The following is a 12200-nucleotide window of genomic DNA, read 5'->3' as shown; positions in this document are numbered from 1 at the left end:
CGATGACCCGCCCCGAGCGCCAGGCGGCCGCGCAGGACGACGCCGAGTTCCGTTGTCTCACGAGGCGACAGGGGTGATCGTGGTGCATGGCGTCGCATCCGTCGTACGAGCAGTCGAAGCACGTCGCCGAGGCCAGCCGCGAGACCGAGTGGGCGAAGCCGTCGTTCGGCAAGGAGCTCTTCCTCGGCAACTTCCGCCTCGACCTGATCCACCCGCAGCCAGAGCTCGACGCGGCCGCGACGGAGAAGGGCGAGGCGTTCCTCGAGCGCCTCCGCGCCTTCCTCACCGAGCAGGTCGACCGGCAGCAGATCGAGCGCGACGCCAAGATCGGCGACGACGTCCTCCAGGGCCTCAAGGACCTGGGTGCGCTCGGCATGAAGATCCCGGAGGAGTACGGGGGACTCGGGCTGAGCCAGGTCTACTACAACAAGGCGCTGGCCATGGCCGGCACGTGGCACTCGTCGATCTCGACGCTGCTCTCCGCGCACCAGTCGATCGGCCTGCCCGAGCCGCTGCGGCTGTTCGGCTCCGAGGAGCAGAAGCGCCGATGGCTGCCCAGGCTGGCGAGGGACCACGTCTCGGCATTCCTGCTCACCGAGCCCGACGTCGGCTCGGACCCGGCGCGCATGAGCACGACCGCGGTCCCGACCGAGGACGGCACCGGCTACCGGATCAACGGCACGAAGCTGTGGGCGACCAACGGCGCCATCGCCGACGTGGTCGTGATCATGGCCGTCGTCCCGAAGTCCGACGGCCACAGGGGCGGTATCACCGCGTTCCTCTGCCCGTGCGACCGCGCGGGCATCACGGTCGAGCACCGCAACGAGTTCATGGGGCTCAGAGGCATCGAGAACTCGGTGACGCGCTTCGACGACGTCCTCGTCCCCCGAGAGGACGTCATCGGCGGCGAGGGCAAGGGTCTGCGGATCGCGCTCACCACGCTGAACACCGGCCGCCTGTCGCTGCCGGCGTTCTGCCTGTCGGCGACCAAGTACTCCCTGAAGATCGCGCGCCAGTGGTCGGCCGAACGGAAGCAGTGGGGTCAGCCGATCGGCAAGCACGACCCGGTCGCGCAGAAGCTCGCCTGGCTGGCGGGCACGGCGTTCGGTCTCGAGGCGATGCTCGACGTCTCCAGCCGGCTGGCCGACGACAAGCGCAACGACATCCGCATCGAGGCCGCCCTCGCCAAGCTCTACGGGTCGGAACTCGGCTGGACCGCCGTCGACGAGATGGTCCAGATCCGTGGTGGTCGCGCCTACGAGACTGCCGAGTCGCTCGCGCGGCGGGGCGAGAAGCCGGTACCGGCCGAGCAGATGCTGCGCGACATGCGCATCAACCGCATCTTCGAGGGATCCACGGAGATCATGCACCTGCTCATCGCCCGTGAGGCCGTCGACGAGCACCTGAAGGTGGCGGGGGACCTGGTGCGCGGCGAGGTCCGACCGGCCGACAAGGCGAAGGCCGCCGCGAAGGCGGGCGCCTTCTACGCCAAGTGGTTCCCGACGCTGACCGTGGGCGCCGGTCAGCGTCCCGGCTCCTTCTCCGAGTTCGGGGAGCTGGCCAGGCACGTGCGCTACGTCGAGCGCCACGCCCGCAAGCTCGCGCGGTCGACCTTCTACGCGATGGGTCGCTACCAGGCGCGCCTCGAGCAGAAGGGCCACCTGCTCGGCCGGATCGTCGACATCGGAGCCGAGCTCTACGCCATCGCGTGCGCGTGCGTCTACGCGCACACGATCGGGCGCGAGCAACCCGACCGCCGGCAGGAGGCGGTGGAACTGGCCGACCTGTTCTGCGGCCAGGCCCGCCGTCGGGCCGACCGCCTGTTCGCGGAGCTGTGGGCCAATGACGACTCCGCTCAGTACGCGGCCGCGCAGCAGGTGCTCTCCGGCCGATATGCATGGTTCGACGAGGACGTGCTCGACCCGGCCGGTGATGGTCCGATGATGCCGACCCACGCCCCGCCGGCCGCCGAGCAGTTCGGGGCGCCTCCGGCCCCGGTGGCGGCCACGGTCACCCGGTAGGAGGCTGCCGGGGCGGGCCGGCGTCCCGCGTGGACGACCCGTGGGGTCATCCCGCCCAGGCCAGCGACGAGGCCACCGCCTGCGTGAGCGGCGAGGTGATCCCGGCTGGGCCGGCGCGGAAGGGGTTGCCTCACGGCAGCGCCGCATCAGCGGCACAGAGGATGACGTCCTGGCCGCCGAACTCGTCCCTGAGCCGCACGGTCGCCAGCTGCTCCGGGAGCAGCTCGACCAGCCGTCGAGGTGTGACGGCGTAGCAGCGGTACCCGTCCTCGGTGCAGAGTCCGGCCAGCAGCGCGCGGAGCTTCACCGTTCCGGGCAGCACCTCGACGAAGAGAGTCGGTCGCCTCCGACGAAGGTGCTGCCGCATGGCGGCGAGCAGGGCGTGCTCCTGCCCCTCGACGTCCATCTTGATCAAGTCCACGCCGTCGAGCAGGCGCCGGACGTCGATCGCCGGTACCTCGTGCGCGCTGGTGACGTTCCGCGCCATCTCCGGCGGGAGTTCGGTGTCGACCGGCAGGAATGCCACCGTCGGGGTGGCCGCCTGCTCCTCCGGGACGAGCAGGGACACCGTCGAGACGGCGGGGTCGGCTACCGCAGCGGCCTCGAGGAGTTCGACGGAGGCGACCTGGTTGAGGGTGAGGTGTCTCCGGCAGATCTGCGCGGACACCGGGTGCGGCTCCACGGCGACGTAACGCACACCCGGCGCAGCTCGGCCGCCCTGCACGGCGAAGTAGCCGATGTTGGTGCCGAGCTCCAGAACCGACTGCGAACTACGGCAGAAAGCCCGCCACCAGGGCAACAGCTCGGGCTCCCAGCCCTGCTCGCCGCACCAGTAGAGTTGCTCCAGGACCTGCGAGTCGATGGCCAGGAACTCCAGATCCGGGTTGTCGATCAGGCGGAAGCTCGACACCGCCCGAGGAATCCCACCCTGATACAGCCCGCGCAGCGCCGCCCGGCGCAGGCGGGTCAACGGGGACGTCCCGGCGCCCGGCGCCAGGGCCCGCCGGAGCCCGTCCGCGAGCGGGATCGGCAACGGACCGACGACGGCTCGGGCGAAGCGTCGTCCGACCGGAGTCACGGGCACGACGGGTAGCCGCCGACCTGTGACTCCCAAACCCGCATGGCCGGCGTCGCGCCGGGCGGCCCGCCCGAGGCGGCGGGGAGCCTGTCGTGCAGCCAGCGGTCGGCGGGGTCCGCCGGCGCCCGGTCCGGTAGCTCGAGGTCGACCACCGTGCTCCGCTCGTCGAGGTCGTCCCGACGGAGGACGACGTCGACCCGGTGGGCGTGCGAGCGCCGCTCGCCCTCCGGGGATGGCATGTCCGGCAGGACGTGGAAGGCGCGCACCTCCAGAGCGAACCCCGTCTCGTGCACGACGCCATTGATAGCGCAGCGCGCCATGGACGACACGCGGTCGCCGGCCGTCGAGGGCGGTCCTCGCCGGTGCACGCACCCTGCTGGCCGTCGATCCCGGCGCACGGTCCGGATGGTCGCTGGTGGTCGACCTGGGACGCGGGCACCGTGGCCGCGCGCGCACCTACCGGGCGGTCCGCGGAGGGCTGACTCGCTACATCCGCACACGACTGTCGTGAGGAGAGGGCTGACCTGCCCGATCCGGTCGAGGAGCGAACCACAGGGGAGAAGTCGTTCATCCAGGGATTGACCTGGCGGTGATCCCAGCCCGAGGGGCGGATCGTCAGAGTCCGGTGTCGGACACCCCGTGGTGGTAGCCCGATAGCCGGTCCTGGAAGCGGGCCGTCCGCATCTCCGCGTGCGCCCGCACCCGATCGGTCGCCCTGCCATGTCGGCCGGCGAACCCGGTGCGGGAGCCGGTCAGCGGACGAGGCCCGTCAGGGAGATCCGCACCGGCCCCGCGCTGACCACGACGCCACCGCGCAGACGCCGGACACCGGGCGCCGACCACTGCCAGAGCGTCACTCGCACCTCCAGCGTCGGCCTCGGCGTCGGCGTCTGCACCCAGGCCGTGCCGCGTCGCTCCTCCGGCGGCGGAGCCGCGCGTTGCACCGGATGCGGAACGGGCATCGGCGCAGCCCGGCGCAGGTCGTCGAGCAGGTCGTCCTTCAGGGCACCGGGGCGCTTGGCCCGTGGACGGACCTTGTCGGCAGTCGTCATCGCTGGACCCTCTCGGCGGCGGTCAGGGCCTCGTCGGCGAGCGCGAGGTACGCGGTCGCCACCGGGCTCGTGGGGTGGGAGAGCACGACAGGACGCTTGGCCAGCGTGCTGGTCGGTACGCGACGGGACAGCGGCACGCGCGTCCGGAGCAGGGGGAGGTCCGTGCCGTCGAGCGCACCGGCGACCTCACGAGCCGCGCGACCGTGCTGGTCCCAGACCGCACACGCGACCCCGACGAGCACGGCCGAGGTGTTCTCATACGTGCGCTGCTGCTCCAGGAAGGCCGCGACGCGTGCGACGCCGACCGCCGACCCGGGATCGCTGGTGAAGACCGTGAGGACAGCGTCGACCGCGCAGACGGCGGCGAGGGTGAGGCCACCGAGGTCCCCGCGGGTGTCGAGGACGACGTGCTCGTACTCGCCCATCAGTGGTCGCAGCACCCGCCGCACGCTCGTCACCAGCCCGCCGGTCGTGGCCAGGTGGGTGGCCGCCGTCTCCAGCGACGGGTGGGACGGCAACAGGTCCAGCCCCGGCGTGACGTCGTGCCGGACCACGGCGCGCGCATCGGCAGAGGGGTCCTCGAGGAGTGCGGCCAAACTGTCGTCGCCGGACTTGGCAACGACCCCGAAGGCTCGACCCAGGCTGTCCTGGGGGTCGACGTCCACGGCGAGCACCCTGCCGCGTCGGGCGAGGGCGACGGCCAGGTTCGCGGCCACCGCCGTCTTGCCCACACCGCCTTTGGAGGAACAGACAGCCAATCGCATGGGCGAAAGTGTGCGGACTGCTCGCGGCCACGGGCGGGTGCCGGGCCGCCGACGGGGTGGTCGTTGCCCCAGCCGACGCACTGTGCTCGATGTCACCACCAGCGGGTGCCCGGCGCGGGGTTGTCGAGTGCTCACAGCCGGGATCGCGCCCAGGCGCGATCACGTTCTCCGCACTGCCCGCCGATGAGGCAGGGGAGGCGACGGCCGACCCTCGACCTCCGTCGCCCGGGGAGCGCAGCGATGACTGTTCCAGTCCGGCGGATCGGCAACGCACTGGCCGTGCTCGCCGGCGCCCACCCGGATGTCCTGGAGGCGGCGCCTCGCGCCCGTGCGCGGTTCGTCGCGCTGGGCGGCGTCCTCTTGAGCACCGGCGCCCTCGCCGTCCTGTCGGCGTCGTTCGCGGTGCACATGGCGCTGGGCGCCTCGTGGCCGGTGGCGTTGCTCATCGGGCTGGGCTGGGGTGCGGTGATCGTCAACCTCGACCGGATGCTGCTGGTGGGGATGTCGCACGACCCGTCGCTCCGGCGGAACGTCGTCCTGGCGGTGCCGAGGATCGGGCTCGCGCTGGTGCTCGGCGCGGTCATCGCGACGCCGTTGACCCTGCGGGTGTTCGGCCCCGAGATCGACACGGAGGTCGTGTCGATCCAGGCCGAGGCGGCAGATGCCTACAGGACCGGCCTCGAGTCCGACGCCCGGTTCCGGCAGATCCCTGCACTGCGGGAGCGGATCGCCGCCCACCAGGCGGTCGTCGCCAGCGGCGGGCACGCGGACCCGGCGTTGGAGCCGGTGAACGACCGCCTGGCGACCGAGCAGGCCGCCTACGACACGGCGGTCAACGGCTACCAGCAGCTGGCGGCGAAGGCGCAGTGCGAGATGGACGGTACGTGCGGCACGGGGGACGCCGGGGATGGTGGGGCCTACCAGAGCGCCAAGGCGGCGGCCGAGGCGCAGACCGCGGTGGTCACCGCCGCGAAGGCCCGTCTCGACGCCGCGGTGACCGCCGCCGAGGGTGCCTGGGCTCGCAGCGCCACACAGGCACAGGCCGGCCTCGCCGCCGACGAGGCCACGATCGCCGGCCTCACCGCGGAGCAGGACCGCCTGCAGGCCACGTTCGAGGCCACGAACGACAACGCTGACGGCATCCTGATCCGACTGCAGGCGCTGAGCCGCCTGAGTGACCGCGACAGCACGCTGCAGATGGCACACCTGATGCTCTCGTTGCTCTTCGTCTGCATCGAGCTGCTGCCGGTGCTGATGAAGGTGCTGCTGAACTTCGCCCCTCCGAGTGCCTACGACCAGGTCACCGCGCTGCGCGACCACGACGACGTCGAGGCCATGCGGCTGCAGCAGAAGGTGCGGCTGGGGGTGGAGCAGGCGCAGGCGGAGCTGCTCCTCATGGCCGAGTCCGAACGGGTGGAGACAAGGAGACAGGGCATCCTCGCGCGGCAGCACGCCGCCGAGGCGGTGAAGGCGGCCGAGGAGCGCGAGGCGGCCGAGGCGGCCGAGGCGCGGCGGGTGGAGCGCCAGAAGCAGGTGATCCTCGCCCGGCAGGAGGCGGCGGAGGCGCGGCGCGCGGCCGAGGCGCGGGACGCGGCCGAGGCGCGCAAGGCCGTCGAGGCGCGGCGGGCAGCCGAGGCGCGCAAGGCGGCCGAGGCTCGCAGGGCGGCCGAGGCGCGCAAGGCGGCGGAGGCCCGGCGGGCAGCCGAGGCGCTGGAGGCGGCGAGGGCGGAGCTGGAGGCCGCGAGGCTCGAGCTGGAGCAGCAGGCGGCGAGGGACGCCGCGGCCGAGGAGAGCGCACGCTGGCCGTGGGACATGGGCCCGTTCGGCTTCGCCCGCGACGCCGCCGTGCGGACTGTCCGGACGGTCACCCGTCGAACCTCCAACCGGGTCCCGACGTCGGTCTGACGCCGGTCGGGCGCCGTGAACCTCGACGGCGCCCCTCGTGCCCAGGAGTCGGCGGCCGAGTCGGTCACGTCGACGGAGGAGGCCCCGCGGTCACCGACCGCGGGGCCGCCGCGTCCGAGCGGGGCAGCTAGCGCGCGGCGAGACTCCAGCAGCGCCCGGTTGATGCCGACGCGCTCTCCCCGCCGCGCAGATCAGAGCTGCAGGATCGCTGCAGCGATCAGGTAGGCCGCGGCTGCGCCCCTCCGGGTCGTGCAGATCTCCAGGAGTTCCTGACGTCGCTCGGGACCGTGCGCGCACCGCGGCGCCGGGATCTGCAGCAACGAGATCGACGCACAGACCGGCAACCACGGCTGCGGCGTCGAGACCGTCGAGACCGTCGAGACCGTCGAGCGCGAGGCCGTTGTGGAGCAGAGTCGCCACCTCGAGGAACACCTCACGAGCTGTCGCGAGATCCACCTCGGGACTTGCCTGGGCGACTGCATCGGCGGTTGCCAGGAACTGATCGAACGGTGGACCCGCGGTGTTGGGCGGCATACCGAAAGCCTCGCAGCGCACTCCGGCCCGGAAAAGCTGCTATCAGGTCCGCCGGAGCGGCGCGCACCGACGCGGGGGGTGACCTTCCCGATCATGGCTCGGCCTGACGACGGTCGAGACCAGGCTGGGACGAGAGAGATTCGCAGCCAGCCAGCCGGCCGGTCAGCAAGGAGCACCATCGGGTGCAACCGGTTCGACTACCGGCGGCCCGAGAGCGACCCCACGGGACGCGGCGATCCCCGACGGCGTGGCCATCGTCGGGCCCGACGGGGTGCACACCCGCCCCGCTGCCGGCTGGGTGCTCACCGTCGGCCGGCGCCCTGTGCAGCGGCGCCACGGGGCGTTGCTCATGCGGTCAGCGGCATCGCGGCCGAGGGCCGGCATGACGTGGCTCAGGTGTCTGTGGTCGTGCGCATCTGTGCGTGGCCCAGGACCTCTATGACGACGCGGGGATGGACGCCGTCGGACCCGACTTCCACTCGATCGGTTGGGTTCGCCTGCGCGAAGACCAGGTCGTTGTCCTCCCAAGTGGGACCGGCGGCGATGCGCTTCTGCCGTTGGGCGGCTCGGTGGGCGCAGAGGGCCTCGACGAGTCGCCCGGGTAGCGCCAGGGTGCGCCGGCTGCGCTCGGCCTTCGGCTCCTCGTAGAGGAGGCCCCGTCCTCCGACGCGGTGCAGGCCGCGACGAACGGTCAGCACGCCCTTCTCGAGGTCGGCGTCTGCTTGAGCTGCTCCGCCCCGATGCCCCGATGTCGGCGTGGCGCGCGAGGACACTGGACCGCAGCAAGAGTTGACAGGGGCGCCGCAGAAGATCGATGGACGTGCCGCGTCCGCATCATCGAAATACGACAGCGAATCGGCGTCGATGGTTTGGCAACTCGGCATCCGGCAGCTGGACGAAGTCCATCGGCGTTGAGCGCCAATCGTGGCGTGACTCCCCCCGCCGCGTCGACGCCGGAACAGCATTGCCCAATGCGGCGTACCACTTCGCCGGGCGGTGCCCTGATTCGCCGCCATCCCGGCCACGGGTCACTGTCGCAGCCACGGAGCCTGTAACTTGTGTTCCCCTGGGGCGCAAATCACCGTTTCGTCGTCATGGAAATCGATCGGTGCAGCGAGGAGAGGGCCCATGTGTGATGTCGTGGGGCGGGCCGTGGAGATGTCGACCTCTCGCCGGAACCTGTTCAAGTCGGCCGGCGCGCTCGCGGCCGGCGCCGTCTTCTACGGCGGGCTCACCGCCGGTTCCACTGCCGGAGCCCACCTGCCCCACCAGGAGGGAGCCGAGGGCCGCCGGACGCGACTCGTCCTGCTCGGCACCGCCGGGGGACCCACCGTGTACGCCGACCGCTACGGCGTCTCCTCCGCCGTCGTCGTCGAGGACGCGGTGTACCTCGTCGACCTCGGGCACGGTTCCCAGACCCGCTTCGTGCAGGCCGGGATCGGCTCAGCGAGTCTCTCCAACCGGCCGATGGAGGGGTTGGCCGGGGTCTTTCTCACCCACCTGCACTCCGACCACATCGCCGAGTACGCGGCGCTGCAGCTCACCGGCATGTGGAACGGGCTGGACGATCCCGCGAGGCCGGTGCACATCCACGGCCCGGGCGATCGAGGTGGCTTGCCACCGGTCTTCGGCGCCCGCCCCGAGGCACCGGTGCTCCCCGGGCCCGGCGAGTCCCCCACCCCGGGCACGGTGGAGATGACCGAGCACCTCCACCGTGCGTTCGCCACCGACCTCAACGACCGGATCCGCAGCAGCGGGGCCACCGACCCGGCCGGCATCCTGATCACCCACGACATCGCCCTACCGGCCGGCACGCCCATCCCACATGACACCAACCCGATGCCGCCAGTGGCTCCGTTCCCGGTGTTCGAGGACGACCGAGTCAGGGTGACGGCGACCCTGGTCAACCACGCTCCAGTGTTCCCCAGTTTCGGGTTCCGGTTCGACACCGAGGACGGTTCCATCACGTTCTCCGGCGACACCGCGCCCAGCGACAACCTGGTCGAGCTTGCGCGCGACACCGACTACCTGGTGCACGAGGTCATCGACGAGGCCTGGGTCGAGAGCCGCTTCCCGGAGCCGCACACGCCAGCCATCGAGGCCCTCATCGATCATCTGTTGGGCTCCCACACCACGATCGAGGACGTCGGCCCGGTCGCCGACCGGGTGAACGCGGGCACTCTGGTCCTGAACCACCTGGTGCCTGGGGACAACCCTGAAAGCCGCTGGCTCGAGGCCCATCAGACGTCGTCCCGACCGGTTGTCGTCGGCCGCGACCTCATGCAGTTCGGCATGGGACCTCGTCGCTAGGCCACGGCTGTGAGCGCCGGAGCCGGCGGGTGGGGGAGTAGCACCCGCGGCTACTCGCTGGCTCCGCGACAGGTCGTGCCTCATGGCTTGAGTTCGAGAACCGACTGCAGTACGTGCTGAGCACCTCGCCGGCTGCCTCCCGCAGTGCCGCCGCGCCTCTCACTCTGTGCACGCTGCGGCGACGGTGCCGAGGATGGCGAAGGACGTGATGACCACCGCCATGGAAAACACCGTGGCGGGCGTCCCCAGGCCGGTCAGTGGGGCCCCCATGCCGGCGAGGGCGAACTGCCCGACGCCCACGAGGGCTGAGGCGGTGCCGGCCATTCGTGCGCTTTCGGCCATTGCCAGCGCCGTCGCGTTGGGCAGCACCAGCCCGGTGGCCGAGACGAGGATGAACAGAGCAGGCAGCACTACCAGTAGCCCCGCGCCGATCGGCGTGGTGATCAGGAGGGCCGCCCCGGCCAGCGCCTGCAGCGTGAGGCCGGCGAGCAGCAGACTGCGGGGGCCGGTCCGCTGCACGAGCAGCCGAGACGCCTGACCGCCCAGGACCAGCCCGACGGCGTTGATGGCGAACGCTGCGCTGAATTGCTGTGCCGACAGACCATAGCCGACCTGAAGCACGAATGAGGAGCTCGAGATGTAGGTGAACAGTGCTCCGAAACCCAGCCCCTGGGCGAGCACGGCGGCTAGGAAAGCCCGCCGGCCGATGAGCTCTCGCGCGTTGGCCAGGGTCGTCCGCAGCCCGCCTCTGACTCGGAGCTCGAACGGCAATGTCTCCGGCAGGCGGCGAGCCACGGCGAGGAGGATCAGGAGCCCGACACCGCCGAGGAACACGAACAGTCCGCGCCAGTCTGTCAGCCGCAGCAGCTGCCCGCCGAGGATCGGTGCCAGCACCGGAGCGACTCCGGCGATGGAGGCGAGGACGGCGAACATCCGCGCCGCTTCCGTCCCCTCATAGCGGTCGCGGACCACGGCCCGGGCGAGGACGATCCCTGCCGCTCCACTCAAGCCCTGAAGCAGGCGGATTGCCACCAGAAGCTGCACGGTGGGCGACAGAGCGCACAGCAACGAGGCGAGCGTCCACGCGCCAACCCCGAACAGCACCGGTCCGCGGCGGCCGAACCGGTCCGACAGCGGGCCGGCGATCAGCTGGCCGGCCGCGAGACCGATCACCACCGCGGACAGGGTCAGCTGCACCGCCGACTGGCCTGTGGCCAACTCCGCTTGCACCAACGGTAGCGCCGGAAGGTACAGATCCATCGACAGCGGTCCGAACGCCGATAGGGCGCCCAGAAGGGCGATCAGGCCTCGACCGCGGAGGCCCCCGGCTCTCCGCTCGTCTCGCCGTGCGCACGCCCTGTCGCGACGTCGGTGCTGGCGACCGCGCAGTCCTGCGATGAGTCGCCCGATGCCGATGGTCATGTGCCTGCACAAGCCGGCGTATGAGCCCGGCCGGGCTCCCCCTGGGATGGACTGGGACGAGAAGTGGATTGGGTGGCTCGGCTGTCGGACAGCGGGACTCCCCCTCCTCAAACGGGATCAGTCGATGCCCGGCCCGATGAGGACGCAGGGCTCCTCACCTGCCACTCGAGCTCGTGGTCCTCTCGCCACACAGGTGACCTGCCTGAGGACGAAGCTCGAGCGTTCGTCGACGAGAGAGCTGACGGCCTCGGCGCGTCATCGGGCCGCCCCTGGTTGATTGCCCGAGGCGCTTCGTCGAGTTCAGCAGTGGACGCGGTTGAACTGAGGCTGCTCCGAAACTGCCCCGGTAGCTTCGCTGAATCGCGCGGAGTCGCGGTCATGAACGCCGCCGTGACCGCAGTCGTGTGAGCGCCCAGGCCGAGTGCCCGGACCGTCGACAGATCATCCATGGTGTCGATGTCCTGACGGAGGCCGGTGAGCGCCGGCAGAAGCAACTCCTGCGCGCCTGTGTGACGGTGGGCAGCTCGCGACCGCTCGCCGTAACGCGGCCGGAACCCGACAACGGAGGTCGCCGTGAACAGGGTCGTGCCGTCCCCTCGAGCATCGGGTACGAAGATGTTCGGCGTATCCCCGGCAATGTCGAGGGCGTGCTGCAGTTCAGCCGGCTGCAGCGCCGGGAGATCTCCCGGCAAGGCTGCGATCCGATTGCTCCGAGCGGATCCGCTCGACTCGACTCCACGGCGTAGCGCGTCGTTGAGGGAATCCGTAGGAAGGTCGGCGACGAACCGCGTCCGCTCGGAGTGGAGGAGCTCCGGCCAGCGGCTGTCCCTCGTGACGATCACCAGCTCGTCGACCTCCGGACAGGCGAGGACGGCATCCCGAACATCGCGGGCCATGGCGACCACCAGCCTTCTCCGGAGAAGCGGACGCAGCCCCGCCAGCCGTGATTTGGCAATGTCCAGGCGCTTCAGCGGCACGATGACCGACCACCTGCGGCTCGGTATCACAGAACCCTGACCGAGAGGGTGAGTCGGCGCCGGCCCTCGTCGGAGCGGGCGGTGGCCATCCGCTCGGCGGTGGGGGTGCCGTACTCGGTGGTGCGCTGGCGGGCGGG

General features: G+C 71.3%; 10 protein-coding genes. 3 read left to right on the top strand and 7 right to left on the bottom strand.

Going from position 1 to position 12200, the window contains the following annotated elements; all coding sequences use genetic code 11:
- Nucleotides 1–86: 86 nt before the first annotated feature.
- A complete protein-coding gene (locus MY526_RS01620; protein ID WP_436703080.1) occupies nt 87–2021 on the top strand; it encodes an acyl-CoA dehydrogenase family protein in 1935 nt (644 codons plus the stop codon).
- A 130-nt stretch (nt 2022–2151) separates the two neighbouring features.
- On the opposite strand, the gene MY526_RS01615 is transcribed toward MY526_RS01620, so the two are convergent.
- The 4 genes from MY526_RS01615 to MY526_RS01600 form a co-directional block, all read right to left on the bottom strand.
- A complete protein-coding gene (locus MY526_RS01615) occupies nt 2152–2931 on the bottom strand; it encodes an FkbM family methyltransferase (RefSeq protein WP_436703079.1) in 780 nt (259 codons plus the stop codon).
- Between the two features lie 164 nt (nt 2932–3095).
- Nucleotides 3096–3392 (bottom strand): hypothetical protein, encoded by a 297-nt coding sequence (locus MY526_RS01610; protein ID WP_436703078.1) that lies wholly within the window; start codon nt 3390–3392, stop codon nt 3096–3098.
- Between the two features lie 459 nt (nt 3393–3851).
- Complete coding sequence (locus MY526_RS01605) at nt 3852–4151, bottom strand: hypothetical protein (protein WP_436689661.1); 300 nt, start codon at nt 4149–4151, stop codon at nt 3852–3854.
- The gene (locus MY526_RS01600) at nt 4148–4915 is read right to left on the bottom strand and encodes a ParA family protein (RefSeq protein WP_436703077.1); all 768 of its coding nucleotides are present in this window, start codon (nt 4913–4915) and stop codon (nt 4148–4150) included. Before MY526_RS01600 ends, MY526_RS01605 begins: the two co-directional genes overlap by 4 nt.
- Nucleotides 4916–5155: 240 nt before the next feature.
- On the opposite strand from MY526_RS01600, the gene MY526_RS01595 reads away from it, so the two are divergent.
- Nucleotides 5156–6820, top strand: a complete 1665-nt coding sequence (locus MY526_RS01595) for a DUF4407 domain-containing protein (protein WP_436703076.1) — start codon at nt 5156–5158, stop codon at nt 6818–6820.
- A 926-nt stretch (nt 6821–7746) separates the two neighbouring features.
- On the opposite strand, the gene MY526_RS01590 is transcribed toward MY526_RS01595, so the two are convergent.
- On the bottom strand, nt 7747–8052 hold the full coding sequence (locus tag MY526_RS01590; RefSeq protein WP_436689668.1) for a hypothetical protein: 306 nt from the start codon (nt 8050–8052) through the stop codon (nt 7747–7749).
- 430 nt (nt 8053–8482) lie between these two features.
- Between MY526_RS01590 and MY526_RS01585 the strand changes: the two genes are divergently transcribed.
- On the top strand, nt 8483–9664 hold the full coding sequence (locus MY526_RS01585) for an MBL fold metallo-hydrolase (RefSeq protein WP_436703075.1): 1182 nt from the start codon (nt 8483–8485) through the stop codon (nt 9662–9664).
- A 159-nt stretch (nt 9665–9823) separates the two neighbouring features.
- Here the strand turns inward: MY526_RS01585 and MY526_RS01580 are convergent, their stop codons facing one another.
- Nucleotides 9824–11086 (bottom strand): multidrug effflux MFS transporter, encoded by a 1263-nt coding sequence (locus tag MY526_RS01580; protein ID WP_436703074.1) that lies wholly within the window; start codon nt 11084–11086, stop codon nt 9824–9826.
- A gap of 107 nt (nt 11087–11193) precedes the next feature.
- A complete protein-coding gene (gene cofC, locus MY526_RS01575) occupies nt 11194–12063 on the bottom strand; it encodes a 2-phospho-L-lactate guanylyltransferase (RefSeq protein WP_436703073.1) in 870 nt (289 codons plus the stop codon).
- Nucleotides 12064–12200: the final 137 nt, after the last annotated feature.

This window comes from Geodermatophilus sp. CPCC 205761, assembly GCF_051383655.1.
Taxonomy (GTDB): Bacteria; Actinomycetota; Actinomycetes; order Mycobacteriales; family Geodermatophilaceae; genus Geodermatophilus.
This window is presented reverse-complemented; position numbering and strand designations above follow the sequence as displayed.